Here is a 23,916-nt window from a genome sequence, read left to right on the forward strand (position 1 = left end):
CAACCGCTGCCCCGATTGCGTGAACGCCGGTTCGCGGCTACGCCTCCCGGGTAACGTGGAGGCAGCCGATGGAAGATCGTATCCGCATCCGTTCTGAAGAAATCCTATCCGACGACTGGGCGATTCTGAAGAAGACCGTCCTCGACTACCGTCGCCGCGACGGACAATGGGAGACACAAATCCGCCAGACTTACGATCGCGGCGATGGCGCGGTGATCCTGCCCTATGATCCCCAGCGTTCAACCGTGCTCCTGGTGCGCCAGTTCCGCTATCCCGCCTATGTCACCGGCCACCGCGAGCCGCTGGTCGAGGCCTGCGCGGGACTGCTCGACGAAAACGATCCGGAGACCTGCATCCGCAAGGAGGCGGAGGAAGAGCTCGGCTATCGGCTGAACCATGTGGAGCGGCTGTTTTCGCCCTACATGAGCCCAGGCAGCGTCACCGAGCGGCTCTGGTTCTTCACCGCCCTCTATTCGCCCGCCGACCGCATTTCGGCCGGTGGCGGCGCAGCGGACGAAGGCGAGGACATCGAGGTGCTGGAAATGCCGCTCGACGAGGCTCTGGCCGGCATTGCCGATGGCCGCATCATCGACGCCAAGACCATCATCCTGATCCAGCATCTGAAGCTCCATCCGATCGCTGTTTGACCGATACCGGTCGCCCCTGCGGGACGAAGAATCGGTGCGGGGCGAATGAAAACGAACGTGTTTTGCACAACGCTTTTTTGGGACTGCATGGGCCCCGATTGACGAGATCGCCTAGGTAGTTGAAACGAAAGGCGCGCGGACGTGGCGGAATTGGTAGACGCAAGGGACTTAAAATCCCTCGATCTCTGATCGTACGGGTTCGATTCCCGTCGTCCGCACCACCTTAACTCTACTTCAATGCTCTGCAGAGCCTAGCCGCCACCAACGGGTGCCACCCGGGTCTCTTAGCGGCGGCTCGGCGACCGTGCGCCGAGGCGCGCCGTCGGCTATGGGCCCTCGGCGAACGTTGCCACGATCCGCCGACCTGAAACGACGGATCGTGGCGTTCAAGCGCTCACTGGATAATCTTTACGATCTTGCGTGTGCCGGGATCCACGACGACGGTGTGATTGTCCACGACGACGTAGCGATATTTGACGTTGGGAATTTCATGAAGCTCGACCGTGTCGGGCAGGGCGGTCCCGACGTTGAGCTCGACGCCGGGAATCTTGACTGAGGCCAGAGGCTGTTTCTTTACGTATTCTTGTATGACGGTTTCGTCCTGCGGCTGAATGACCACATCCTGTGCGGCGGCGGCACCGATGCCGGCAAGCAGCAGGAATCCCGCTACGACGGTTGTAAGATCGGTTCTCATTGTTGCTTCCTTTCTCTCTCGTTGGGCTTGACGCGAAGCGCGGTGGCGCCCGAAGGATTGCCAGGGTTGGCAAGGGCTCCCAATGCTGGCCATCGATCAGGGGAACCATCGTTCGATGGCCTGTCAGGCAATCGCTCTTAGACGCGTGAGTTCCAAACAACCGTGGGTTTGGGCCTTTTGCGCGCCACGATCTGACTTTGGTCGCATGTTCAATAGGACCCAAGCCCTAGCAGTGGAACCGCCGGTAGGAAGCGTGCGTTGCGTTTGCTAATGATCTTCAACTGGAGGCCGATCATGGCAGCCGGGCCCGCTGTGGTAAATTCTGGCGGCAGCGCTGCCGTGGCCATTGTTCTGGCAGGCGGAAAAAATATTCGGCGTCAAGATTGACGCTCCCAAAGCCAAAGTGCCGTCCGCATCGGCGAATCCGGCAGCTCCGTCGAATGGTGGCTGATGTCAATCCGACGCTTCGTGAGGCAAAGCATGACCCCTGGTTCCATCAAAACTGATGGCCGTGACCGTGTCACAATCCCCGACAACGACAATCACATGGCTGGCGTCGACACCAAGCCGCTCTTGAAAAGTATCCAGAGCGACGATTTTGCTGAAGCGCTTTGCGCGAGAGCTGAGCGCTTCGCGACCAAGGTGGTCGTGGCAATGGCGATTTGTTTGACATCGACACTGGTCGCCGGCGCTTATTTTTTACTGGCGCCCTCTTGAGGGACCAGAAGCTCAAGCTGGAGAGCACGACCGGCCTCTCATACCCGGGCTGCGATTAAGCACTCATTTTCAACAGGGAAGACCCGCCTGGCTTCCTCCACTTCCCTTGTTGTCGGTCCGCCGCTCGCGGGCACGGCCCGGCAGGGTTGGCGATCAGCCGGGCCGGATTGCACAATATTAGTCGTTGCTGTCGTAGATCACCACTGGGTGACGCCGGTGGTGACGGCGTTCAGTTGAGCCCGTTATGACGACGGTGTCGCGGCGATGATGCCGGCGACCTTGGTCATAGAAAGCCACCGTGCCATGGCGCCGATGATGGAGGCGATGGCCCTGATCGTTGATCACTGCCACGTGACGGTGATGATGGCGATGGGTTTTGATGACGACGTCGGCTTCTGCCGCCGAAGCGACAACCGGCATTGCAACGAAAACGAGCGCCATGGCACTTGTCAGAAAAATCGCTTTCATAAGTGTTTCTCCATTCCAGATCCCTCGGGGTAGTTTCACGACAGCTCAAGCCGCACGAGATCTCGATTTGAGCTTTCTGCCTGCGAACTGAGCAGGGGGTTGAGGGTGCAAATGATTGTAACCCTGCTCTCGTGGGCACATGAAGGACCATTGCTGCACCCGTTCAACAAATGAAAGGAATGCGAGTACGTTCCTTGCAGGAGAGCTGATCGGACCTCTGCTGTAGGTATTCGGACCAAGGTCTTGCTGATGTTCTTGGACCTTCGTCCGCACTTGCGGGTTCGATGGCTCTTTTCTCGATGCAATTCTTTGAGTGTTCACTGCGCGATCGGGCGCGGGTACTGCGATGGCGGACGCGCGCCTGCGTGCGAGGGCAGGATCATAAACGGCACGCGGCATCAAGTGCTGCGCCGGTGACGTTCAGACAAGCGGGCATGGTGATACTGGTGCGATCACGCAATTCCGCGCGCCGCAGGCAATGATACGTTGTCTGCGCGGCGGATCTGATCCGTCGAGGCCGGCGTCTACCAGGCCCAACCCATCCCCCCGCCCACTGGGGACGCCGGCCCCTCAGTCCTTGGAATTGCCGTAGAATTGCCGTCGCGGACCATGCGAGATCGAGCATGATCCTGCCCGGTGACCGGGCGCGGCGATGGGGCTCAGAACTTGTAGCTCAGATTGATGCCGACCGTATTCAGCTTCACATTCTGGTCGCGATCGAGAAAATCGTCCGGCGCATCAAAATGCTCCTTACTGAAATCATAGTAGCGATACTGCGCCCCGACGACGAACCTGTCGGTCAGCGCATAGTCGACGCCGGCCCCAACCGTCCAGCCTATGCTGGTTCGCGTGTTGTCGAACGAGGTACCGGCATCTTGGGAGGTTTCGATGCCGGCAAAGGCGACGCCGCCGATGCCGTAGATCAGGAACCGATCCATCGCATAGCCGGCCTTGGCATTGATGGAACCGAACCACTTGACATCCGTGCCGAGCAGATTTCCCGCACCCAGTTCTTCGGCGCCCTTTGCCGAGGAATAGTTAAGCTCTGCTTCGGCGCCGAGCACAGCCTCGTCGAATTGCCACAGACCGGCGACATGGCCACCGACGAAACCGCCGTTGAGGTCTGGCGAGGCGGCAAACGGCTCGCCCTCGGTTCCCGAGATGTCGGAACTGCCCCAGCCATAACCGCCTTGCAGGCCGGCATAGTAGCCGGTCCAGTCGAAACCGGGGGCGGTCATCGGCACATCGGCCACAGGTTCGGCTGCGAAAGCCGGTGCGGCCAGAGCGGCAAGAAAACCGACACTTGCAAGCATTAGGCGACGCATCGAACTGCCCGAACGAAGAGCTGGAAGATCCTGGCAGGCACGGTAACCCGATTTGCGGCAAAACGGAATCGCATTTCTGTGCGGCCGATTTACGCTCTCCGTCGGTCTTGGAACAATCGGGAGAAAGTGTGAGGCTGGTCAAAACCGTGGCGGCTTGGCACAGTCGGGCAAACAGGAGTCGCTTCATGGCGAACACGCCGTCGGGCAGCAAACCCAGACCATGGACTGAAATGGCAACGCATCTGGTCGATGTCGCCATGGGCAGGAAACCCGCCGATCTCGTCATCCGCAACGGGCGCTGGGTCAATGTTCACTCCGGCGAGATCGTAGCCGGCACCGACATCGCTATTGCCGGCGGCCGCTTCGCCTATTGCGGTCCGAACGCCGGCCATGCCATCGGGCAGGGCACCAAGGTGGTCGATGCCGGCGGGCGCTATCTGGTGCCCGGCCTTTGCGACGCGCACATGCATGTCGAGAGCGGCATGGTGACGGTGACCGAATTCTGCCGCGCGGTGATCCCGCATGGCACGACTTCGATGTTTATCGATCCGCACGAGATCGCCAATGTGCTCGGCCTGCCCGGCGTGCGGCTGATGCATGACGAGGCCGTCGCCATGCCGATCAACGTGCATGTCCAGATGCCGTCCTGCGTGCCCTCGGCCCCCGGGCTCGAACATGCCGGCGCCGAACTGACGGTCGCCGACGTCGCCGAGGCGATGGGCTGGGAAAATATCATCGGGCTGGGCGAGGTGATGAATTTCCCTGGCGTAGCCGCCAACGATCCTGTGATGTCGGGCGAGATCGCCGCGACCGTGAAAGCCGGCAAGACCGTCGGCGGGCACTATGCCTCGCGCGATCTCGGCCTGCCGTTCCATGGCTATGTCGCCGGCGGCCCGGAGGACGACCATGAGGGCACGCGCGCCGAAGATGCCATCGCCCGCGTGCGCCAGGGTATGAAGGCGATGCTTCGGCTGGGCTCGGCCTGGTACGACGTCGCCTCGCAGATCAAGGCGGTTACCGAGGGCGGCATCGATCCGCGCAATTTCATCCTGTGCACCGACGACAGCCATTCCGGCACCTTGGTTCACCAGGGGCATATGGACCGCGTGGTCCGCCACGCCATCAGCCAGGGCTTGAAACCGGTGACCGCGATCCAGATGGCGACGCTCAACACCGCTCAGCATTTCCGGCTGGAGCGCGAGATCGGATCGATCGCGCCGGGGCGGCTGGCTGACCTTTTAATCGTCTCGGATCTCGCCGAAATGACCATCGACGAGGTCTATGCGCGTGGCGTCAGGCTGGCCAAGGCCGGCAAGCTCGACATCGACATTCCGGTCTACGACTATCCCAAGGCGGCGAAGAACACCGTCAAGCTCGGCAAGAAGCTGAAGGCCCACGATTTCGACATCACGGCACCCAACGGCGCGAACGAAGTCCGGGTCCGGGTCATCGGGGTCATCGAAAATCAGGCACCGACGCGGGCGCTGGAAGCGGATCTCGCCGTCGAGGACGGGCTGGTCGCCATGGATCGCCGCAACGACGTCTGCCAGATCGCGCTGGTCGAGCGCCACAGGGGTACCGGCGGCGTCACCAATGCCTTTGTCTCCGGCTTCGGTTACATCGGCGATTGCGCGATGGCGTCGAGCGTGGCGCATGATGCCCACCACATCATCGTCGTCGGCACCAACAAGCGGGATATGGCGCTGGCGGTCAACCGACTGGGCGAGGTCGGTGGCGGCGTCGTGCTGTTTTCCAAGGGTAAGGAACTGGCACTGGTCGAAATGCCGATCGCCGGGCTGATGTCGGACGAGCGGGCCGAAATCGTCGCGGCCAAGGCCGACAAACTGACCGAGGCCATGCGCCAGATGGGCTGCTCGCTGAACAACGCCTACATGCAGCACTCGCTGCTGGCGCTGGTCGTCATTCCGGAGCTCAGGATTTCCGATGTCGGCCTGATCGACGTGACGACCTTCCAGAAGGTCGACCTCTTCGTATAAGAGCAGTTGCGGTCGCTTCGCTCATCCGCCGGTGGCGATCGTCAGCACCTTGAACGGCGTGGTGATGACGATCTCGGCAACCGAGCCGACGGCCTTGCCGAGGCCTTGGCCGAGATTGTTGAGCTGCACTGGAGGTTCGTCCGACGCCAGGCCGGCCGGGGCCCGCAGCCGGTCGCCGAGCAACTGAACCAGGATCGGATTGTCGGCGAATTTGGCGTGGTTCAGCCGGTCGCCACCCTTGGTCTGGCTGAGATCGACCACAGACACGCCATAGCTGGCCAGATCGGCCGCGTCGCCATAGTCGCCGACGCGGGGCTTGTCGCCCGAAATCAGGGAAGACAGTTTGAGCGCCCGGTCGTCCGCGGAAAGCAGGATGGCGAACGGTTTGTCCGGCTTGCCGTAGCGGATCATCTGTTTCTTGAACACGTCGACGTCGATGTCGGGCGAGGCCAGGATGACATAACCAAGCTTGCCGTCGAGATCGCGGTCGCCGGTGATGGCAAGCTGGCGCAGCGCCTCCATGGTCACCCATGTTCCCATCGAATGGGCGACGATGTCGATGCTCTTAGCCCGCGTCTTGGCCAGCATCCTGAGCGTTGCCTCGAGGTCGTCACGCGCCGCGTTGGCGCTCTCCTTGTCGTAGATGTAGCCCGTCGTCTTGCCGCTCGAAGCCCAGGAAAACAGCACCGGCGTGCCCGGATATTTCGTGTCGTGCGCGATCTGCGTCAGCCGGTAGATACCGTCGTCGAAACCATTGTTGAACCCGTGCACGAAAACCAGCGCACGGTCGCCGCGCATGGCGATGTCGGCACCGACCGCTTTGGCGAATTGCGGCGCATCCGCATAGAACGCGACATCCTTGGCGGTGAAATCCTTGGCTGGATTGCTGTTGGCAGACCCCCGGACACGCTCGATCATGCCGACCTTGTGACTTTTCGGCACGGTGACGTCGACCCGGGCGAAGCTGGTGGTCAAGGAGCGATCGCCGTCGAACACCTGCCGCGGGTCCTTGGTCGCCTTCTGGCGGGTGGTGGCGACGAATATCTCGTGGGTGGCCGCGATGTCGGACGCGGGTACGGCAACCGTCGTCCTGTTCAGCAGATCGTGCGTGTTTCGGCCGGCGCAGCCTGCGACCAGCAGCGTGAACGCAATGACGACGAAACTCTTCGAATGCACCGTCACACGCCGGCTCCCGCAAAGGAGGACGTCAAACGCGTGACGTCGCTGGATATTTCGATAAGGCCAGAGGCCGGCGCGGTCCAGTTCAAAGTTGGTCGACTCTGTCGCAAGGCCGAGCGGGCCACGCGAACCCGCGGCGATGCATCTATTGGCCGAGCAGGCTGATGCGGTCGGTCACGTCGCGGTCGCTGGCAAATCCATCGTCTTCGCGCAGCCGTTGGCCGATCATCTTCACCAGCGCGGGATTGTCGGCGAATTTCGTATGGTTGAAACTGTCTGCTCCCTTGATCTTGGAGAGGTCGACGACCGTTACGCCGTAGGATGCAAGGTCGGCGGCGTCCTTGTAGTCGCCGACGCGCGGCCGCGCGCCGGCAATCAGACCGGAGAGCCGGAGCGCGCGGTCATCATCGGACAACAACAGGATGAACGGCTTGTTGGGTTTGCCATAGCGGCGCATCTGGCTCTTGAACACGTCGACATCGATGTCGGGCGATGCGAGCACGACGTCGCCGAGCTTGCCGCCGAGATCACGGTCGCCGGTGATGGCGAGCTGGCGCAGCGTCTCCATGGTCACCCAGGTTCCCATTGAATGGGCGACGATGTCGATGCGCCGCGCGCCGGTCTGCGCCAGCATGCGCAACGTCACCTCGAGCTGGTCGCGCGCGGCGCTGGCGCTTTCCTTGTCGTAGACATAGTCGGTGGTCTTGGCGCCGGATGCCCAGGAAAACAGCACGGGTGTGCCGGGATAGCCGGAATCGTGGACGATCTGGGTCAGGCGGTAAACGGCGTCGTCAAAGCCGGTGTTGTAGCCATGGACGAAGACCATGACGCGGTCGCCGCGCGCCGCGATGTCAGCACTTAGCGCATTGGCGAATTTCGGCTGGGTGTCGTAGCCGACGACCTCGGAGGCCATGAAATACTTGGCCGGATCGTTCGACTTGCCGCGCGAGCGGCGTTCGATCTGCCCGGTCTGGTGGATGCCGGGCACGGTGACGTTGACGCGGGCGTAGTTCAGCGTGGCCGATCGCTCGCCGTCGAAGACCTTGTTCGGATCGTCGGATTTCTTGCGCGTGGTGGCGATGAAGATGCTGTGATTGCCGGCGATCTCGGTCACCGGCGCTGCCACGATGGCGCTGCCGAGCAGTTCCTGGGTCTGCTGTCCCGCGCAGCCCGCGACAAGCAAGGCTAGGCCAATGGCAAAAATCGTCTTCAACGGCACGTCTGAAATTCCACTCCGGCCCGAAAAGGCCAATCGCCTCCGCAAGTCTCCCCCGACAGCGCAAGTGCGGCGGAAGTAAGTCGTGCCCAGCCGAAAAGCGGTCGGCGTCTCGCGACCGCCGCCGCAGTGTTGCACGAAAGCCAGACTGCATCAGGGCGAGCCCCGACGGGCCTTGGCACCCGCATGGATTTTAAGAATTACATGAACAATCACCTCCAACTAACGGCAAATATGTCACTAAACGCCGACCGCTTGGGAACATGAGTGACGGGCAATGGTTTCACGGGGTCGCCTGTGCAATAGACGGAATCGGGTTGCTTGGCGGCAAGGCTCGCGACAAAAGGGCGTTCCGCAGCCAATCGATGATAGACGTTCCCAAACGACATGCGTTCAAGGTGGCTTTCCGATGACCAGCTTCTCTTCCCGTGTTGCCACCGCTGCTTCCGCGATCCGCCGGATCTTTCCGGAAACGCCGCTGCAGGAGAACGACTATCTGTCGAAGAAGACCGGCGCGCGGGTGCTTTTGAAGCGCGAGGACCTGAGCCCGGTGCGCTCCTATAAGATCCGCGGCGCCTTCAACTTCTTCCGCAAGGCACTTGGCGAAGGCAATCAGGCCGAACTGTTCGTCTGCGCTTCCGCCGGCAATCATGCGCAGGGTTTCGCCTTCGTCTGCCGTCATTTCGGTAAAAAGGGCGTTGTATTCATGCCGGTAACGACGCCGCAGCAGAAGATCGACAAGACGCGGCTGTTCGGCGGCGACTTCGTCGAGATCAGGCTCGTCGGCGATTTCTTCGACGATTGCTATCGCGCCGCCATCGAATTCACCGAAAGCGCCGGCGCTCATATGGTGCCGCCCTTCGACCACAAGGACATCATCGAGGGACAGGCGACGGTCGCCTATGAGATCGCCCACCAGATGCCCGGCGCGGGCATGCCCGACATCGTCATGCTGCCGGTCGGCGGCGGAGGTCTGGCCGCAGGGGTGACGCACTACTTCGCCGATCAGGGGCGTGAGGCGCGCTTCGTCTTTTGCGAACCGGCAGGGGCGCCAAGCCTGCGCGAGAGCCTTGCGGCGGGAAAACGGCTCAAACTCGCCAAGGTCGATAATTTCGTCGACGGCGCGGCGGTCGCCGAAATCGGCCGTGAGCCCCTGCGGCACCTCAAGGACTTCGCCGCCGACACGGTGCGGCTGATCCCGGAAAACCGGCTCTGCGCGACCATGATCGAGATGCTCAATGTCGAGGGCGTGGTGCTGGAGCCGGCCGGCGCGCTGGCTATCGATGCGCTGAAGGATTTTTCCAGGAAGGAAATCCGCGGCAAGACCATCGTGGCCGTGGTTTCGGGCGGCAATTTCGATTTCGAACGGCTGCCGGACGTCAAGGAACGGGCACTGCGCTTCGAGGGCCTGAAGAAATACTTCATCATCCGCTTTCCGCAGCGGCCGGGCGCGCTGCGCGACTTCCTTGAAATGCTGGGGCCGGACGACGACATCGCCCGGTTCGAATATCTGAAGAAGTCGGCACGCAATTTCGGCTCGGTTCTGATCGGCATCGAAACCAAGGATCGCCGCAATTTCGACCTGCTGAAAGCGAATTTCGAGGCCGAAGGCGTCCAGTATCAGGATATCACCGATAACGAGACATTGGCCGGGTTCATCATATGAGCGGAAACGTCTTCATCGCCCTGTTTTCAGGCATTAATGTCGGCGGCAACCGCATCGTCAGGATGGCCGAGTTGCGGGCGTTCTTGGAGGATCTCGGGTTTTGCGATGTCGCTACCTACGTGCAGAGCGGCAACGCAGTGTTCCGGGCCAAGGAAGGTGACGCCGCCACGCTGACCAAACAGATCGAAGCGGCTTTCGAGGAGAAATGGGGTTTTCATTCGCGCATCATGGTGCGCGATCTCGGCTGGGTCGAACGGCTGGTCAGGGAAAATCCCTATCCGGAGATTGCCGAGGAGCCGACCAAGCTGCACGCGTATGCGCTGGAGCGCGCGCCTACCGCCGAGGAGGCGGCGCGGCTGGCCGAAAAATGTGCGGGTCCGGAGCGGTTCGAGATCAAGGGCGACGTGCTTTACCTGCATGCACCCGGCGGACTGGGCAAATCGGTATTTGCCAATCTCATTCCACGCGTACTGAAGGTACCGGGCACTGCGCGCAACTGGCGCTCGGTGCTGGCGCTGCTGGAGATGGCCGGCAAGCCCGGCGGCGGCTGATTAATGCCTGCCGTAATGCGCGGAGAAGAGCCTACGCCGCCTCGGCGCGTTTCCAGTCGAACGTCAGCTCCTCGCGAAACGCAAAGCGTCTGATGTGGTCGGCGACGACGCTTTCAAGGCGCTCGATAGAGCCGGGGTCGTCGCTCGACACGGTGATGTGCAGCGCAGCTCCGTCGGCATCCATGATGGTGCGGCCGAGCGAAAGGTCGATGGCGCCATGATTGGGATCGAATTCCACGGGGAATTTGTGCGCCCAATGTTTGCACAATTGCTGCAGATAACGGCTTGCATGTGCGGTGGTGACATCGGCATGGCTGATCGTCATGAAGGGATCTCCGAGGGTGAAACGCACAAAACGGTGCCCGCTTTCGAGGCGGGCGCTATCGCCGCATAGATAGGCGCAAGCTCGCCCGCCGCCATAGGCCGGCTGCCGACCGCTCGAAAAGGTGATCGATCACCAGCTTCCGGTGTTCGGCATCGACGCCCACGGTTCGGCCTTTGCCTTCGCCGGACCTTTCTGCAGAAGTTCGATCGAGATTCCGTCCGGCGACTTGACGAAAGCCATGTTGCCGTCGCGCGGCGGCCGGTTGATGGTGACGCCGTTGTCCATCAGCCGCTGGCACGTGGCGTAGATGTCGTCGACTTCATAGGCGAGGTGGCCGAAATTGCGGCCGCCCTTGTAGTCTTCCGGGTCCCAATTGTAGGTGAGCTCGACCAGCGGTGCTTTCTCGTCGATGCCACTTTGCTCGTCTTCCGGCGCGGCCAGGAAGATCAGCGTATAGCGGCCCTGCTCGTTCTCGTAGCGGCGCACTTCCTTCAGGCCGAGCTTGTTGCAGTAGAAATCGAGCGAAGCATCGATGTCGGCGACGCGGACCATGGTGTGCAGATAGCGCATGTGATTTCCTCGACTTGTTGGGTTGCGGCGCAACATAGGGGTGGGCCGTCCAAAGGGCAAATCCCAGGCGGCCGCCGGCGCCGCCAAAGAACAAATCCGGTATTCGCATAATGAACCGTGAAAAAAGGCACGTCAGGTCTTGCACTCACCGGAAGCCGCAGTGTTAATCTGGTGTCAAGAATCAGTTGCGGTGTTCTTGAAAAAAGGGGGCATTCTTATGGGGGAAAAAGCCTCTTTGACGGGGCGGGCCGAAACCCTTGGCGACGCCATGAAGCGCGACGAAGGCGGCGATGCCGTCGATCTGACCGAAATATCCGGCGCCATCAAGTGGTTCGATGTAGCCAAGGGCTATGGCTTCATCCTCCCGGATGACGGCGTTTCAGGCGACATCCTCCTCCATGTGACATGCCTTAGACGGGATGGTTTCCAGACTGCTCTGGAGGGAGCGCGCGTTGTCTGCCTCGTCAAGCAGGGCGAGCGCGGATTGCAGGCTTTCCGGGTTCTCTCGATGGATGTCACCACAGCGGTCCATCCGGCGGAAATGCAGGAACAGCGCACCCATGTCTCGGTGACGCCCGAAAGCGGGCTGGAGCGTGCCTTGGTGAAGTGGTTCAACCGCACCAAAGGATTTGGTTTCCTGACCCGGGGCGAGGGCACCGAGGACATCTTCGTCCATATGGAGACCTTGCGCCGCTACGGCATCACCGAGCTTCGGCCGGGGCAGGTCGTGCTTGTCCGCTTCGGGCGCGGCGACAAAGGCCTTATGGCTGCCGAAATCCACCCCGATATGGGAACCTTGCCGGTCGCGCATTAGGGCGGTTGCCGAGGATTTTCGCATGACACATAGGAACTGGCTGACGGCGGGCGCAATGTGCGTCCTGGCTGCCGTCATCGTCGCCGCGGGCGCCTATTTCTATTCGCCTGCACCGACGGCGGCCGACAGCCGGGTGATGACCCTGCCGGTGGACCCGACGCCGCTGGTCGTGGCGACGAAAGGCGGAGATCGCTCCTTTTCCATCGAAATCGCCGACACCGATGCTGAACGCGAGGCCGGCTTGATGTATCGCCAGGACATGGCGGACGATCACGGCATGTTGTTCGTCTTCGACATGCAGCAGCAGGTCAACTTCTGGATGCAGAACACGCCGATGCCGCTTGACCTGGTTTTTATCGGCCAGGATGGCAAGATCCGGGCGGTCAAGCACGGCGAGCCGCAATCCCAGGCGCTGATTTCGCCCGGCGTGCCGGTGCGCTTCGTGCTTGAGCTCAAGGCGGGCACCGCCGCCAGGAACGGTATCGATTATGGCGACCTGGTGCGCCATCCGGCCGTTGGCACCATATCAGGCCCCGAGGTGCCGCCATCGGACAATGGCGATGCGCCGAACGGCGGTGGCGGTTGAGGACGCGGGCAGTATAGCCGATGCAGTTTTTTTCCCATGACGGGTTCGATATCGCCTTCCTCGACCGCCAGCCGGAATCGGGCCGGGGCGATCCTGTGCTGATGATCCATGGCTTTGCCTCCAGCCATTACGTCAACTGGGTTTCGCCCGGCTGGTTCAAGACGCTGAACGATGACGGCTACCGCGCCATTGCGCTGGACAATCGCGGCCACGGCTCGTCATCGAAAAGCTACGAAGAGGCAGATTACACCCCGGCCCGGATGGCCTCGGACGCGGCTGCTTTGCTCGATCATCTCGGCATCGGGCGCGCCCATGTCATGGGCTATTCGATGGGCGCGAGGATAGCGGCATTCCTGGCGCTGTCGGATCCCGACAAGGTGGCGACGCTGGTCTTCGGCGGTCTCGGCATCGGCATGATCGACGGCGTCGGCGATTGGGATCCGATCGCGGCAGCCCTTCTTGCCGACGATCCGGCCAAGACCACTCATCCCCGCGGCCGTTCGTTTCGCGCCTTCGCCGACCAGACTCGCAGCGACCGCCGGGCGCTCGCGGCCTGCATCGCCACCTCCCGCGAGTTGCTGAGCGAGGATGAAATTGCCCGGATCGCCCAGCCGACGCTGATCGCCGTCGGCACCACCGACGACATTGGCGGCTCGCCCGACGAACTTGCCGCACTGATGCCCAACGCCAAGGCTTTCCACATCGAAGGCCGTGACCATATGCTGGCCGTCGGCGACAAGACCTTCAAGCGGCGTGTGCTGGAATTCTACGCCGAAAATCCGCTTTGACCCGGCGCAAGAGCCCGATAAAACCTGATGCACAAGCCAGATGTCACGCTGGTTTTTGCAGCGCTTCGAGCGACCGGGTGAGATTCAGCCTGGCCTGCTGCTCGAAGCGCCGACGGAATTCCTCGCTGTGGAAGATGTGCGGGCGTGTCAGGAAGCTGTTCAGCACCGCGCCGCGTCCGGCCCGCCAGATCGGCTCCTCCACCCATTGATATTCGGCGCGGATCGCGCGCTCATAGGCATCGAATGCATCCGGCGCTGCGCCGAGGATCGACAGGTCCATGTCCAGGAAAAGAGCGGCGTCACGCACCGCGGCCGTGTCTTCGAAGCCCGGCAACTGGTGTGTTGCGGTGGCAAGGATCATGGCGCTGATGCGGCAGAGGCGCTGGGCGTCGATGCGGCCCGCGAGCTTTTTTTCCGCGAGTGCTGCGCTTTGCGCCTCGTTGTCCTTAGCCCGGCTGTCATAGACGGCGTCGTGGAACCAGATCGCCGCCTCGACGGCCTCGGGATCGTCGAGCAGCTTCTGGTACTCGCCGGCGAGCGCCAGCATCGCCTCGATATGGGTAAGGTTGTGGTAATGGCGGTCCTGTCTCTCATAGAGAGCGGAAAGCTCGCGTTTGAGGGCATTGTCGAGCAAGAGTTCATTTTCCATGCCGGCTTGAATTCCCGCTAACCAAATCCATTTGACAGAGCACTAAGGAAAATTGAGTTCAATCGTGCTATGATCTGGCTTATATGTGCGGCCCGACATTAGGCAAGGCGGCAGGACGACGTCGATGAACAGCATCAGCATTTCCCGACACAGCGCGTTGCAGCCGGTCGATCCGATCTGGCGCTCGATCCGTGACGAAGCGATGGACGCGGTCAATCGCGACCCGCTGCTCGCCGCCTTCCTCTATTCGACCATCCTCAATCAGGAGAGCCTGGAGGAGGCGGTCATCCACCGGCTGGCCGAGCGGTTGGCGCACCAGGACATAGGTTCCGATCTCATCCGCCAGACCTTCAAGTCGATGCTGGCCGACGACAAGGATTGGCCGACCATCGTGCGTGTCGATATCCAGGCCTATTACGACCGCGATCCGGCCTGCGACCGCTTCATCATGCCGGTGCTCTACTTCAAGGGATTTCACGCCATCCAGACCCACAGGCTGGCGCATTGGCTGTGGAACCAGGGGCGCAAGGATTTCGCGCTCTATCTGCAAAGCCGTTCGTCCTCGGTTTTCCAGACCGATATCAATCCGGCGGCCCGCATCGGCAAGGGCATCTTCATCGACCACGCCACCGGCCTGGTCGTCGGCGAGACAGCGGTCATCGAGGACGACGTGTCGATCCTGCACGGTGTCACGCTCGGCGGCACCGGCAAGGCCGGCGGAGACCGTCACCCCAAGATTCGTCGTGGCGTCTTGATCGGTGCCGGCGCCAAGATTCTCGGCAACATCGAAATCGGCCATTGCTCCAAGATCGCCGCCGGTTCGGTGGTGCTGTCGCCGGTGCCGCATAACAAGACGGTCGCAGGCGTGCCGGCTCGCGTCGTCGGCGAGACCGGCTGCGACCAGCCGTCGCGCCAGATGGACCAGCTTCTACCGTCGCAGACGATGGACCAGGTCGTCAGCTTCGACATCTAATTTTACTGAGGGGCGTCGGGGAGTTTCGCACTGCTCGCGTCGACGAGTCCGATTGCCGTGCAATACGGCGAGCTTGCCTTTACATGGCCATCGTCAACGTGTCAGAAGCGCCGTTCAAACGAGCAAGCCCGATGATCGGAGAAGACTGTTGAAGCCTGACGAAATCAGAAAGCTGGACGCCTATTTCAAGCGCGTCTTCCAGAACCCCAAGCTCGAGGTCAAGGCACGGCCGCGCAAGGAGGATTCGGCCGAAGTCTACGTCGGCGACGAATTCCTCGGCATCGTCTTCAAAGACGAGGATGACGGCGACTACAATTTCTCGATGGCGATCCTCGACATCGATCTGGGCTGATCCCACGCCCATGGCGATGCCGGACGCAAACGCGGCCGGCCTTTCCGTCACTGTCCCGCCTTCATGACACGCCCGGCCTCGGCGGTGATTGCCGCGTCAAGCGCCTGCCAATCCCCCAGAAATTCCTTCGGGAAGCGATAGGTGAGGCTGAGATCCTCGCCGACATGGATGTCGCGCTCGCAAGGCGCCAGCGATTGTTCGGCTGCCGGCCCACTCAGGCAGCGGGCCACGAACGGGTCCTTGCCGGGCCGGTTGCCGACAACGAGCACCTCGTTGAGGTAACCTGATTTCGCGTTGAAACCGTAAATCGTCGTGCCGCCCGGACCTGCCGTGCCGGGCTGCACGATCAACGCGCTGTAGATCGGCCCGAAACGTCCGCTCATGTCGCGAGACATCATCTGCTGTTCGAAGGACAGGAAGACGATGCTTTTGGCTGGCCCCGTGTGATTGAAATCGCCGCGGGCAGCTTCGCTGTAGCCATCCATCTGGGGATAGCGCAGGTAGAGGTCGAGCCGCGAGGCGATGCCGTCGCGCCGCGCCTGTTCGAAACGGATAAAGTTGGCAGGCACGGCGATGACATTGTTGCCGATCACCACCTTGCGCATCGTCGCATCATCCGTGTAGCCGGCCATGGCGATCGAATGGCCGAACCATTTGCCGCCCAGGCTGATTGCGACCGACAGCAGGGCGAGTGCTGCGAAGGCGTAGAACACCCGCTTCATCAGCGTGGAATCGACCACGGTGAATTGGGGGTCGTCGGCGATCGCTGCCTGCTTCATCTCTGTCCCCGGATTCCTGTCCCGTGACGGCACGCATCGCACGGCACGGCTCTTGCAGTCCTTCCAGCGACTGTGCGATTTCATGGTAAACGGAAGGTAAAGATGGGCCCGGTTGAGCTAACTGCGTTCGCTTTTCTTGTCGGGTTGACGGCTTGCGGGCTGGTCGGATCGGCGATGGAGTTGGTTGCCGGGCGCAAGGTCGCGTTCACCGAGCCTTATGTGTCCTCCGCGCACGTACTGCGTTCGCTCGCCGCCACGCGTGCGCCGGGCCGTTCATGCTGGTCAACGATGCCTTGGACGCCCGCCGCGAGGGTCGCATTTCGTCGGTGGCGCTGATTTCCTGTGGCTGCACGGCGGTCGCCTGGACGCTGGCGCTCGGCATCGTTCTTGTGGCCGTTGCGTGTTGGGAGGTGTCAACCTAGGGTCGTTCGACTTCCAGGCTTGAGACGAATCGGAGACCAGAAATGCCGCTTTATGCGATCGATGGCACCGAACCGAACTTCGCGGATGCGGGCTCAAACTGGATCGCGCCCGATGCGACGCTGATCGGCGACATCAGCATCGGCCGCAATGCCGGCTTCTGGTTCGGCGTCGTCATCCGCGGCGACAATGAACCTGTCGTGATCGGCGCCGACACCAACGTGCAGGAGCACACGGTCATGCACACCGATCCCGGCTTCCCGCTGACCATTGGCGAAGGCTGCACGATCGGCCACCGCGCCATGCTGCATGGCTGCACCATTGGCGACAACAGCCTGATCGGCATGGGCGCAATCGTGCTCAACGGCGCCAGGATCGGCAAGAATTCGCTGGTCGGCGCCGGCGCGCTGGTCACCGAAGGCAAGGAATTCCCGGACAATTCGCTGATCGTCGGCTCGCCGGCCAAGGCGATCAGGGTCCTGGACGAGGCTGCGATTGCAAGGTTGCGGGCCTCGGCCGCGCACTATGTCGCCAACGGCAGGCGCTTCAAGGCGGGTTTGGAGAAGGTCTAGGCCTCCGCCAGAAATGGCGGAGCCGGCCCGGGGACGGGGCCGGCTCCTTAGACCCGGTCGTTGGGACGGGGAGGGTGGGGACTCGACCGGGTTTCTCCTTAGACGCATCGCGTTGATGCGTAGCGCCTGGTCTCTGGTTCACGCGTGCCGGATCGACGCCGTCAGCGGACGCTGGCGACCGCGTCGGCGCGGCCGTCGTTGATCGTCACCCAGACGCCGGAATTGGTATCCGACTGTCGCTTGAGGTAGGTGTAGTCGGTGTCCGTCCAGGACAGGACCTTGGTTTCCAGATTGTCGAGGATGAATTCGCCGAGGCTGGTGCGCACGGTCAGCACCGCGTGGCCGTCACCGTTTGGCTGGCGCGCGACCGTCATCAACAGGTTGCCGGCCGGAACGCCGGCGTCCATCAGCTCGCGGCGCTTTTCCAGCGCGTAGTCCTCGCAATCGCCATAGCCATTGTCGGGATAGGCCCAATATTCCTCGACGCCGTTGTTTTCCATGTCGGTGCGCGGCTTGACGCGGGTATTGACCGAGTTGTTGATGCTGAGGATCGTCGCCCACAGCTTGCGGGTCAGTTCGACCGGCGCCCCCTTGGGTGTCCGCTCGCTGCATTCGCCCGGTATGCGCTGGCAGAATTCATAGTGTCCGACAGGCTGTGTGGTGCGGCCGCCGGTGTGCATATAGGCCGGTCCCGCGGCATATGCTGATCCCCAAGCGGAAAGCTGCATCGCCATTGCCATCAGCAACAGCTTGCCTCTCGTTTTCTTCATTGTTTTTGTCTCCCCGTTCGAGGGAGACATTGCCACAGGTGGATTTATTCGACGCAAAAGCGCGCAGTAGATATTGAGTAAAACGTCCCTAGAATAGGTATCAAATTTGAAACTTTTGAGTGGTCAATCGTTGTCGTAAAATACAAAAAACCGGCCGCGCGGCCGGTTTTGATCTGGACGCTGTTGGGCCTTGTCAGGCGCGCGGCGTGTTGAATTCCGAATCGAGCGTCTCAGGCCGCTGGATAACGGCGAATTCGATGGCGACGCCATCCTCGAAATGCCGCACGATCTGTCCGCGCATGGTGCCGAGCATGACCTGGACGCCGATCGCTGGCTTGACATCGATCTCGATCGCGGCGCCGGAGAGCGACAGGTCGATGATGCGGCACTGGTACTGACGCCCGTCGGTGAGCTGCAGGATGCTGGTCGGGTTGCGGGGGGCGACGCGCTCGTGGCGGCGGTCTTCCGGCAGATCTAGCTCGTGCTTGTTGGCGAGCCACGTCAATTGCGCGGCGAGCTTGTCCTTCTTGCGGTCCGACGCAATCACCGTCATTGCGAAACCGTCCTGCAAGGTGCGGGTGACGACGCCTTCTATGCGGCCGATATGGTCGACATAGGCGATGACCTTTTCACCGGGCATGCCGATGCGGTCCGTGCGAAACGCGACGTTACCCGGCGACATATCGACGACCTGGCAAGGATGTTCGGTGCGGTCTTCCAGCATGAAGCGCCCGTATATCTTGACCCGGACGCGCTGAAAGTTACGTCTCTCAGCTTGGGACGGCGCGTAGTCGACCGCCGCTGACCTCATGACTGCCTACACCCCGTTTGGCATCCCCGCGCGCCGATGCCAGGGACTTCATCCCAGAACTACAGCAAAGCGGGTTAACAAAGGGGAAAAACGGGCAGGCGGGGCTGTAGGATCGTCAACTATTCCTCGCGCCCGCCATCGAAGACGACGAGGTGGCGGATGCGGCGCGCTCGGCCGAGCGCGGAGATGGTTTCGGGCGCCTCCAGTTCGGCGGGAACAAGCGAGGGAACGTCGATCGCCGGCCGGCTCGCCAGCAACTCTTTTTCGGGATCGATGACACGGATCGAATCGATCAACGCGTCCGTGAGCGGGTCGGCGCCCAGCCAGAACGGCTTCTCCACAGCGCTGATCACGCCAAGGCAACGCGGGTTTTCGACGCCGCCATCCAGCGGCAAGGCAAGCAGTTCGAACTTGTTGGAACGGCCGTTGCGGCTGAAGCCCTCGAACATGATCAGCACGACGGATTTCTGGTCGAACACGCCATGGATCAGCTTCGAGACCAGCCGCTGGTCCTTCTCGCGCCACAGCGAGGGAAAGGAGAACCCCTTGAGTTCGCGGCCATAGGAGGCGCAGAGCCTTGTGCCGGCCAGCCGGAACACCGCTTGCCCACGCGTGTCCCTTTCCAGGATGAAGGTGTCGGCCAGCAGCGACTTGATATCGGCCGGCTCCACTTCCGAGCGCTTCGGGGCTGGGCGTCCATCACGCAAGCGGTTCCAATACTGGAACAGCGTGATCGATCCGTTCTGGTTCATGCTAAGCAGCTCCGCGCATTCTGTCGTCTGATGTCCCATCGGTGAACAGAAGGGCGCCCTCCGATGACCTACATGCGTTGCGGAGCAGGAAGCGTGCCAGCGTCGTTAACACTTGTTCACGGGTCGGGGCCGTTAAGGTTAACAAGTGGTTTACGTTGCGCCCGGTCGAGCCGCGTGGCACACAAAAACCACTCCAGAAGCGGTCGTTTCGCGACGATCGGCAGCACTTCAGTCAAGAGTTCGGGGGAACAGGGGACTCGACAGCCGTTCAAGGGAAACCTTGGACGGCTTTCTTTTGATTCGGCACTTTTGATTCGCGCTCGGCGATTCGCCCTTTGTGGTCCGGCGGGCAGTGGTCTAGATGCTCGCAACGACGAATCCTGGACCGAGTGCTAGTGCGCATGAGTGAACCTGTAAGCCCACCGGAAATAGAACAGGCGGATCGCGAGCCCGAGCCGCGTCGCGAGCCGATCTTCAACCTGCCGCCGATCGTGCTGGCGGTGATCGCCATTTGCGTGGCCATCTACCTGTTGCAGCAATACGTGCTGAGTGATGCTCAGCAAATGACACTGCTTTACGATGGGGCCTTCATCCCTGTCCTCTACACCGGCCAATACGGCTTCGACTGGTTCCTGTTCACGCGGCCCTTCACCTATGCCTTCATGCATGGTGGATTTGCGCATATCGCCATCAATATGGTCTGGCTCGCTGCCTTTGGCTCGCCGTTGGCCAATCGGCTCGGAGCGTTCTGGTTCGCGTTGTTCTTCGCCGCGACGGGACTGGCTTCAGTGGCGCTTTTCTGGGCCATGCATCCATATGGCGAAGCGCCGCTGGTCGGGGCTTCCGGTGCGATATCGGGCATGATGGGAGCGGCGGCACGCTTTGGCTTCCGTACGGATCGTTCGGCGGGCAAAGCCGCTTTCGCCGGCCCCGTGCTGCCGATCGCAATGGTGCTGCGCTCGCGTGGCGTGATGATCTTCCTTGCCGTTTGGATGATGATCAATCTTGTCACCGGCCTTGTCGGCTTCGCCCCCGGCGTCGACAGCCAGATCGCCTGGGAGGCTCATATTGGCGGCTTTGTCGCCGGCTTCTTCGGCTTGCGCTGGTTCGACAGGCGTTGGCAGCCGCTCGATTGGGAGACGACCGACCACCGCACTTGAAATGCAACCGATCGCGGCGCACGATGTTCACTCTTACGTGAAAGCCGGTCAGGGCAGGAACCGGTTGGCAAAGTAGAGGAGGACGCCATGACGGTTAAGGCCATTCTCGAGCAAAAAGGCCACGACGTGTTGACGCTCGGGCCGAACGAAAAACTGAGCGAAGCCATCCGCATCCTTGCCGAACACAGGATCGGGGCGTTGGTCATCACCAATGGAGACCGCAAGATCGTCGGCATCCTGTCCGAGCGCGACATCGTGCGCGTCGTCGCCAGGGAAGGCGCTGCCGCGCTCGACATAGCCGTTCGTTCCGCGATGACGCCGAAAGTAAAGATCTGCAACGAGAATCACACCGTCAACGAGGTGATGGAGATCATGACCCGGGGCCGCTTCCGCCATCTTCCGGTGGAAAAGGACGGCATGCTCGACGGCATCGTTTCGATCGGCGACGTGGTCAAGCGTCGTATCGAGGATGTCGAGCGCGAGGCTGAGGAAATCCGCGCCTATATTGCTACCGCCTGAGCGGCAAGCAACCGCCGGCCGCGCAAACGGCCGGCGGGCGATAGGCTACCTGTTGTCGAGTTCGGAGCGGACGAGTTGGAGCCCGCGCCGCGTGATGCGGTAGGGGCCGCCGTCCGACGACGAAACCGCCTTCTTGCGCTTCAGCTTCCGAAACAGGTCGAGATCGACGCCGGGGTAGTGCCAGCCGTCGCGGGTCAGGCATTTGACGGACGCGATCCGCTTCTTCTCACTTTTTTCGATCTCGATGCGTCCGCCCTGCGCGAGCAGGTGCAGAACGCGTTGTTCAATACGCGAAATATCCATGGGAGAGTTTCCGGGAAAACACAAAAGCCGCCGCCGCGAAGCTTCGCGGCACGGGGTTTCAGGTTTTCTGCCCTGCCTCGCTGCGAGGTCAGGGCCTTACCGGGACTGAGCGTAAGTGGACATCCACTCTCCATTGGGATGGATGGCCTATAGGCGAAAGCGGCGGAAAAGGCCAGCGAGCGGCTTTACGCTTGTCTCGCGAGGCGGTTTGCACTAGCGAAGTTGCAAATCAGGATGTGCAAAACGCACGTTTCCATCGTTCTACTACGCAGGCCACCATGAGCATCATCGATACCCGCACGCCCGACGCGAAACGCCTGATCCCCGGCGCCACCGGCGACTGGGAAATCATCATCGGGCTCGAGGTCCACGCGCAGGTGACATCGGAAGCAAAACTCTTTTCCGGCGCTTCGACGTCGTTCGGCGCTGCCCCCAACGCCAATGTCAGCCTGGTCGATGCGGCAATGCCCGGCATGCTCCCCGTCATCAATGAGGAATGCGTCAAGCAGGCGATCCGTACCGGCCTCGGCTTGAAGGCGCAGATCAACCACAAGTCCGTCTTCGACCGGAAGAACTATTTCTACCCGGACCTGCCGCAGGGCTACCAGATCTCGCAGTTCAAGCAGCCGATCGTCGGCGAGGGCACGGTGATCGTCTCCGTCGGGCCGGACCGCCAGGGCGAGTTCGAGGACATCGAGGTCGGCATCGAGCGCCTGCATCTGGAGCAGGACGCCGGCAAGTCGATGCACGACCAGCATCCGACCATGTCCTATGTCGATCTCAACCGCTCCGGCGTGGCGCTGATGGAAATCGTGTCGAAACCGGACATGCGTTCGGCCGACGAAGCCAAGGCCTATGTCACCAAGCTGCGCACCATCGTGCGCTATCTCGGCACCTGCGACGGCAACATGGACGAAGGCTCCATGCGCGCGGACGTCAACGTTTCGGTGCGCCGGCCGGGCGGCGAATTCGGCACGCGCTGCGAGATCAAGAACGTCAATTCGATCCGCTTCATAGGCCAGGCGATCGATTTCGAGGCGCGCCGGCAGATCGCTATCATCGAGGATGGCGGCACGATTGACCAGGAAACGCGGCTGTTCGACGCCGTCAAGGGCGAAACCCGTTCGATGCGCACCAAGGAAGAGGCGCACGACTACCGCTATTTTCCCGATCCCGATCTGTTGCCGCTGGAATTCGACCAGGCCTATGTCGAAGCGCTGGCCAAGGAGTTGCCGGAACTGCCCGACGACAAGAAGGCGCGATTGATCTCCTCGCTCGGCCTCTCGACTTACGATGCTTCGATCCTGGTGTCGGAAAAGCCGATCGCCGACTATTTCGAGAAGGTGGCCGCCGGCCGCGACGGCAAGCTCGCGGCCAATTGGGTCATCAACGACCTGCTCGGACAATTGAACAAAGCTGGTAAGGACATTGAAAACGCTCCGGTTTCGCCAGACCAGATCGGCGCTATCATCGACCTGATCAAGGATGGCACCATCTCCGGCAAGATTGCCAAGGACCTGTTCGAGATCGTCTGGAACGAGGGCGGCGACCCGCGCCAACTGGTCGAGAGCCGCGGCATGAAACAGGTTACCGACACCGGCGCTATCGAAAAGGCGGTGGACGAGGTGATCGCAGCCAACCCGGACAAGGTCGAGCAGGCGCGCGCCAAGCCGACCATGGCCGGCTGGTTCGTCGGCCAAGTGATGAAGGCGACCGGTGGCAAGGCCAACCCGCAGGCCGTCAATGACCTGGTCAAGGCCAAGCTGGGCATCGAGTAGACTATGTTCGTGCGCACCGCCGGGGATCGCGACCTCGCCGCCATCCGGGCGCTGCTGGTCGAGACTTGGCATGCGACTTACGACGCCATCTATGGCGCCGAACGGGTGACAGAGATCACCGATGTGTGGCATTCGATCGCCTCGCTCACGGCGCGGCTGGCGAAGCCAAACAGCGAGTTCCTCGTCGCCGACGATGGCCAGCGCATTGGCGGCATGGCATTTGCCGAAGCGCTCGATGGCGGCGGCGTGGTCATGCTGAAGCAGCTTTACGTGCAGCCCGGCCTGCAGGGCCGGGGCATCGGCGGTATGCTTCTCGACGAGATCATCGAAAGCTTCCCTGAGGCCCGCGCCATCCGGCTGGAAGTGGAAGAGAAGAACACGCGCGCAATTGCCTTCTACCAGGCGAACGGCTTCGTCCAGACCGGCCGCACCGACAATTGCGGTTCGGCCCAATCCGCTATCCCGGCGCTCGTCTATGAAAGGCCGCTTGCCGCATAGCAGCGGACCTTTCGGGTGCGCAATCCGGCGGTCGAAT

Annotated in this window: 28 protein-coding genes, 1 tRNA gene and 1 pseudogene; 17 read left to right on the forward strand and 13 right to left on the reverse strand. The window is 61.7% G+C overall.

Annotated elements, in window-relative coordinates; genetic code table 11:
- Nucleotides 1-68: 68 nt before the first annotated feature.
- Nucleotides 69-647: an NUDIX domain-containing protein gene (locus tag FJ867_RS09540; protein WP_140522089.1), complete on the forward strand. Its 579-nt coding sequence runs from the start codon at nt 69-71 to the stop codon at nt 645-647.
- A gap of 135 nt (nt 648-782) precedes the next feature.
- Nucleotides 783-868 (forward strand) — tRNA-Leu (locus FJ867_RS09545).
- Between the two features lie 173 nt (nt 869-1,041).
- Here the strand turns inward: FJ867_RS09545 and FJ867_RS09550 are convergent.
- The gene (locus FJ867_RS09550; protein WP_140493726.1) at nt 1,042-1,341 is read right to left on the reverse strand and encodes a DUF1236 domain-containing protein; all 300 of its coding nucleotides are present in this window, start codon (nt 1,339-1,341) and stop codon (nt 1,042-1,044) included.
- Nucleotides 1,342-1,821: 480 nt separating this feature from the next.
- On the opposite strand from FJ867_RS09550, the gene FJ867_RS09555 reads away from it, so the two are divergent.
- The gene (locus tag FJ867_RS09555) at nt 1,822-2,058 is read left to right on the forward strand and encodes a hypothetical protein (protein ID WP_140584162.1); all 237 of its coding nucleotides are present in this window, start codon (nt 1,822-1,824) and stop codon (nt 2,056-2,058) included.
- 177 nt (nt 2,059-2,235) lie between these two features.
- On the opposite strand, the gene FJ867_RS09560 is transcribed toward FJ867_RS09555, so the two are convergent.
- Nucleotides 2,236-2,526: a hypothetical protein gene (locus FJ867_RS09560; protein ID WP_140558505.1), complete on the reverse strand. Its 291-nt coding sequence runs from the start codon at nt 2,524-2,526 to the stop codon at nt 2,236-2,238.
- 659 nt (nt 2,527-3,185) lie between these two features.
- Complete coding sequence (locus FJ867_RS09565; RefSeq protein WP_140584164.1) at nt 3,186-3,851, reverse strand: outer membrane protein; 666 nt, start codon at nt 3,849-3,851, stop codon at nt 3,186-3,188.
- A gap of 185 nt (nt 3,852-4,036) precedes the next feature.
- Here FJ867_RS09565 and ade point away from each other — a divergent pair, with 185 nt between their 5' ends.
- Nucleotides 4,037-5,848 (forward strand): adenine deaminase, encoded by a 1,812-nt coding sequence (ade, locus tag FJ867_RS09570; protein WP_140493720.1) that lies wholly within the window; start codon nt 4,037-4,039, stop codon nt 5,846-5,848.
- Nucleotides 5,849-5,869: 21 nt separating this feature from the next.
- On the opposite strand, the gene FJ867_RS09575 is transcribed toward ade, so the two are convergent.
- Both FJ867_RS09575 and FJ867_RS09580 read right to left on the reverse strand, forming a co-directional pair.
- Nucleotides 5,870-7,030 (reverse strand): alpha/beta hydrolase, encoded by a 1,161-nt coding sequence (locus tag FJ867_RS09575; protein ID WP_140584166.1) that lies wholly within the window; start codon nt 7,028-7,030, stop codon nt 5,870-5,872.
- Nucleotides 7,031-7,172: 142 nt separating this feature from the next.
- Nucleotides 7,173-8,246 (reverse strand): alpha/beta hydrolase, encoded by a 1,074-nt coding sequence (locus FJ867_RS09580; protein ID WP_140493715.1) that lies wholly within the window; start codon nt 8,244-8,246, stop codon nt 7,173-7,175.
- A 406-nt stretch (nt 8,247-8,652) separates the two neighbouring features.
- Here FJ867_RS09580 and ilvA point away from each other — a divergent pair, with 406 nt between their 5' ends.
- On the forward strand, nt 8,653-9,909 hold the full coding sequence (gene ilvA, locus FJ867_RS09585) for a threonine ammonia-lyase IlvA (protein WP_140493713.1): 1,257 nt from the start codon (nt 8,653-8,655) through the stop codon (nt 9,907-9,909).
- Entirely contained in the window at nt 9,906-10,460 is a 555-nt protein-coding gene (locus FJ867_RS09590) for a DUF1697 domain-containing protein (RefSeq protein ID WP_140493711.1), read from the forward strand. Before ilvA ends, FJ867_RS09590 begins: the two co-directional genes overlap by 4 nt.
- 31 nt (nt 10,461-10,491) lie before the next feature.
- Here FJ867_RS09590 and FJ867_RS09595 read toward each other — a convergent pair whose 3' ends face one another.
- The gene (locus tag FJ867_RS09595) at nt 10,492-10,785 is read right to left on the reverse strand and encodes a DUF2218 domain-containing protein (RefSeq protein ID WP_140493709.1); all 294 of its coding nucleotides are present in this window, start codon (nt 10,783-10,785) and stop codon (nt 10,492-10,494) included.
- Nucleotides 10,786-10,914: 129 nt separating this feature from the next.
- On the reverse strand, nt 10,915-11,355 hold the full coding sequence (gloA, locus tag FJ867_RS09600) for a lactoylglutathione lyase (RefSeq protein WP_140493707.1): 441 nt from the start codon (nt 11,353-11,355) through the stop codon (nt 10,915-10,917).
- 268 nt (nt 11,356-11,623) lie between these two features.
- Here gloA and FJ867_RS09605 point away from each other — a divergent pair, with 268 nt between their 5' ends.
- Genes FJ867_RS09605 through FJ867_RS09615 form a run of 3 tightly spaced genes read left to right on the forward strand, consistent with a single transcriptional unit; the run spans nt 11,624 to nt 13,543 of the window.
- The gene (locus FJ867_RS09605) at nt 11,624-12,169 is read left to right on the forward strand and encodes a cold-shock protein (RefSeq protein WP_181165163.1); all 546 of its coding nucleotides are present in this window, start codon (nt 11,624-11,626) and stop codon (nt 12,167-12,169) included.
- Nucleotides 12,170-12,191: 22 nt separating this feature from the next.
- Entirely contained in the window at nt 12,192-12,755 is a 564-nt protein-coding gene (locus FJ867_RS09610; RefSeq protein ID WP_140493705.1) for a DUF192 domain-containing protein, read from the forward strand.
- 20 nt (nt 12,756-12,775) lie between these two features.
- The gene (locus tag FJ867_RS09615) at nt 12,776-13,543 is read left to right on the forward strand and encodes an alpha/beta hydrolase (protein ID WP_140558495.1); all 768 of its coding nucleotides are present in this window, start codon (nt 12,776-12,778) and stop codon (nt 13,541-13,543) included.
- A 43-nt stretch (nt 13,544-13,586) separates the two neighbouring features.
- Here the strand turns inward: FJ867_RS09615 and FJ867_RS09620 are convergent, their stop codons facing one another.
- On the reverse strand, nt 13,587-14,192 hold the full coding sequence (locus FJ867_RS09620; RefSeq protein ID WP_140625535.1) for a hypothetical protein: 606 nt from the start codon (nt 14,190-14,192) through the stop codon (nt 13,587-13,589).
- A 124-nt stretch (nt 14,193-14,316) separates the two neighbouring features.
- Here FJ867_RS09620 and cysE point away from each other — a divergent pair, with 124 nt between their 5' ends.
- Both cysE and FJ867_RS09630 read left to right on the forward strand, forming a co-directional pair.
- Nucleotides 14,317-15,165 carry a serine O-acetyltransferase gene (gene cysE, locus FJ867_RS09625; protein WP_140564637.1) on the forward strand — a complete coding sequence of 283 codons (849 nt, stop codon included), beginning with the start codon at nt 14,317-14,319 and terminating at the stop codon, nt 15,163-15,165.
- Between the two features lie 148 nt (nt 15,166-15,313).
- Nucleotides 15,314-15,517, forward strand: coding sequence for a DUF3126 family protein (locus tag FJ867_RS09630; RefSeq protein WP_019857879.1), 204 nt, complete (start codon nt 15,314-15,316; stop codon nt 15,515-15,517).
- Nucleotides 15,518-15,564: 47 nt separating this feature from the next.
- Here the strand turns inward: FJ867_RS09630 and FJ867_RS09635 are convergent, their stop codons facing one another.
- On the reverse strand, nt 15,565-16,296 hold the full coding sequence (locus tag FJ867_RS09635) for a hypothetical protein (protein ID WP_140817251.1): 732 nt from the start codon (nt 16,294-16,296) through the stop codon (nt 15,565-15,567).
- Nucleotides 16,297-16,398: 102 nt separating this feature from the next.
- Between FJ867_RS09635 and FJ867_RS28955 the strand changes: the two are divergent.
- Both FJ867_RS28955 and FJ867_RS09645 read left to right on the forward strand, forming a co-directional pair.
- Nucleotides 16,399-16,718 (forward strand): annotated as a pseudogene (locus tag FJ867_RS28955) (hypothetical protein).
- A gap of 42 nt (nt 16,719-16,760) precedes the next feature.
- A complete protein-coding gene (locus FJ867_RS09645) occupies nt 16,761-17,288 on the forward strand; it encodes a gamma carbonic anhydrase family protein (protein WP_140493693.1) in 528 nt (175 codons plus the stop codon).
- A 161-nt stretch (nt 17,289-17,449) separates the two neighbouring features.
- Here FJ867_RS09645 and FJ867_RS09650 read toward each other — a convergent pair whose 3' ends face one another.
- The 3 genes from FJ867_RS09650 to FJ867_RS09660 all read right to left on the reverse strand — a co-directional run bounded on the left by FJ867_RS09650 (nt 17,450) and on the right by FJ867_RS09660 (nt 19,621).
- Nucleotides 17,450-18,058, reverse strand: coding sequence for a transglutaminase-like cysteine peptidase (locus FJ867_RS09650; RefSeq protein ID WP_140517647.1), 609 nt, complete (start codon nt 18,056-18,058; stop codon nt 17,450-17,452).
- 193 nt (nt 18,059-18,251) lie between these two features.
- Nucleotides 18,252-18,869 (reverse strand): PilZ domain-containing protein, encoded by a 618-nt coding sequence (locus FJ867_RS09655; RefSeq protein WP_140493689.1) that lies wholly within the window; start codon nt 18,867-18,869, stop codon nt 18,252-18,254.
- A 119-nt stretch (nt 18,870-18,988) separates the two neighbouring features.
- Nucleotides 18,989-19,621 (reverse strand): PAS domain-containing protein, encoded by a 633-nt coding sequence (locus FJ867_RS09660; RefSeq protein WP_140493687.1) that lies wholly within the window; start codon nt 19,619-19,621, stop codon nt 18,989-18,991.
- A 401-nt stretch (nt 19,622-20,022) separates the two neighbouring features.
- On the opposite strand from FJ867_RS09660, the gene FJ867_RS09665 reads away from it, so the two are divergent.
- Both FJ867_RS09665 and FJ867_RS09670 read left to right on the forward strand, forming a co-directional pair.
- Nucleotides 20,023-20,781 carry a rhomboid family intramembrane serine protease gene (locus FJ867_RS09665; protein ID WP_140522115.1) on the forward strand — a complete coding sequence of 253 codons (759 nt, stop codon included), beginning with the start codon at nt 20,023-20,025 and terminating at the stop codon, nt 20,779-20,781.
- A gap of 87 nt (nt 20,782-20,868) precedes the next feature.
- A complete protein-coding gene (locus tag FJ867_RS09670) occupies nt 20,869-21,300 on the forward strand; it encodes a CBS domain-containing protein (RefSeq protein ID WP_140493682.1) in 432 nt (143 codons plus the stop codon).
- A gap of 45 nt (nt 21,301-21,345) precedes the next feature.
- On the opposite strand, the gene FJ867_RS09675 is transcribed toward FJ867_RS09670, so the two are convergent.
- On the reverse strand, nt 21,346-21,603 hold the full coding sequence (locus FJ867_RS09675) for a YjhX family toxin (RefSeq protein ID WP_140493680.1): 258 nt from the start codon (nt 21,601-21,603) through the stop codon (nt 21,346-21,348).
- A gap of 278 nt (nt 21,604-21,881) precedes the next feature.
- Here FJ867_RS09675 and gatB point away from each other — a divergent pair, with 278 nt between their 5' ends.
- Complete coding sequence (gatB, locus tag FJ867_RS09685) at nt 21,882-23,381, forward strand: Asp-tRNA(Asn)/Glu-tRNA(Gln) amidotransferase subunit GatB (RefSeq protein ID WP_140517644.1); 1,500 nt, start codon at nt 21,882-21,884, stop codon at nt 23,379-23,381.
- 3 nt (nt 23,382-23,384) lie between these two features.
- A complete protein-coding gene (locus FJ867_RS09690; protein WP_140817253.1) occupies nt 23,385-23,879 on the forward strand; it encodes a GNAT family N-acetyltransferase in 495 nt (164 codons plus the stop codon).
- Nucleotides 23,880-23,916 lie beyond the last annotated feature (37 nt).

The sequence above is a fragment of the Mesorhizobium sp. B2-5-3 genome (assembly GCF_006441005.1).
GTDB lineage: Bacteria > Pseudomonadota > Alphaproteobacteria > Rhizobiales > Rhizobiaceae > Mesorhizobium.

Coding starts and splice junctions, on each gene's coding strand:
- cysE (WP_140564637.1), top strand. CDS start 14,317: ATGAACAGCATCAGCATTTCCCGACACAGCGCGTTGCAGCCGGTCGAT.
- FJ867_RS09615 (WP_140558495.1), top strand. CDS start 12,776: ATGCAGTTTTTTTCCCATGACGGGTTCGATATCGCCTTCCTCGACCGC.
- FJ867_RS09605 (WP_181165163.1), top strand. CDS start 11,624: ATGAAGCGCGACGAAGGCGGCGATGCCGTCGATCTGACCGAAATATCC.
- FJ867_RS09635 (WP_140817251.1), bottom strand. CDS start 16,296: ATGAAGCAGGCAGCGATCGCCGACGACCCCCAATTCACCGTGGTCGAT.
- FJ867_RS09560 (WP_140558505.1), bottom strand. CDS start 2,526: ATGAAAGCGATTTTTCTGACAAGTGCCATGGCGCTCGTTTTCGTTGCA.
- ade (WP_140493720.1), top strand. CDS start 4,037: ATGGCGAACACGCCGTCGGGCAGCAAACCCAGACCATGGACTGAAATG.
- FJ867_RS09650 (WP_140517647.1), bottom strand. CDS start 18,058: ATGAAGAAAACGAGAGGCAAGCTGTTGCTGATGGCAATGGCGATGCAG.
- FJ867_RS09655 (WP_140493689.1), bottom strand. CDS start 18,869: ATGAGGTCAGCGGCGGTCGACTACGCGCCGTCCCAAGCTGAGAGACGT.
- FJ867_RS09665 (WP_140522115.1), top strand. CDS start 20,023: ATGAGTGAACCTGTAAGCCCACCGGAAATAGAACAGGCGGATCGCGAG.
- FJ867_RS09675 (WP_140493680.1), bottom strand. CDS start 21,603: ATGGATATTTCGCGTATTGAACAACGCGTTCTGCACCTGCTCGCGCAG.
- FJ867_RS09610 (WP_140493705.1), top strand. CDS start 12,192: ATGACACATAGGAACTGGCTGACGGCGGGCGCAATGTGCGTCCTGGCT.
- FJ867_RS09555 (WP_140584162.1), top strand. CDS start 1,822: ATGACCCCTGGTTCCATCAAAACTGATGGCCGTGACCGTGTCACAATC.
- FJ867_RS09540 (WP_140522089.1), top strand. CDS start 69: ATGGAAGATCGTATCCGCATCCGTTCTGAAGAAATCCTATCCGACGAC.
- FJ867_RS09620 (WP_140625535.1), bottom strand. CDS start 14,192: ATGGAAAATGAACTCTTGCTCGACAATGCCCTCAAACGCGAGCTTTCC.
- gatB (WP_140517644.1), top strand. CDS start 21,882: ATGAGCATCATCGATACCCGCACGCCCGACGCGAAACGCCTGATCCCC.
- ilvA (WP_140493713.1), top strand. CDS start 8,653: ATGACCAGCTTCTCTTCCCGTGTTGCCACCGCTGCTTCCGCGATCCGC.
- FJ867_RS09550 (WP_140493726.1), bottom strand. CDS start 1,341: ATGAGAACCGATCTTACAACCGTCGTAGCGGGATTCCTGCTGCTTGCC.
- FJ867_RS09565 (WP_140584164.1), bottom strand. CDS start 3,851: ATGCGTCGCCTAATGCTTGCAAGTGTCGGTTTTCTTGCCGCTCTGGCC.
- FJ867_RS09590 (WP_140493711.1), top strand. CDS start 9,906: ATGAGCGGAAACGTCTTCATCGCCCTGTTTTCAGGCATTAATGTCGGC.
- FJ867_RS09660 (WP_140493687.1), bottom strand. CDS start 19,621: ATGAACCAGAACGGATCGATCACGCTGTTCCAGTATTGGAACCGCTTG.
- FJ867_RS09645 (WP_140493693.1), top strand. CDS start 16,761: ATGCCGCTTTATGCGATCGATGGCACCGAACCGAACTTCGCGGATGCG.
- FJ867_RS09690 (WP_140817253.1), top strand. CDS start 23,385: ATGTTCGTGCGCACCGCCGGGGATCGCGACCTCGCCGCCATCCGGGCG.
- gloA (WP_140493707.1), bottom strand. CDS start 11,355: ATGCGCTATCTGCACACCATGGTCCGCGTCGCCGACATCGATGCTTCG.
- FJ867_RS09595 (WP_140493709.1), bottom strand. CDS start 10,785: ATGACGATCAGCCATGCCGATGTCACCACCGCACATGCAAGCCGTTAT.
- FJ867_RS09670 (WP_140493682.1), top strand. CDS start 20,869: ATGACGGTTAAGGCCATTCTCGAGCAAAAAGGCCACGACGTGTTGACG.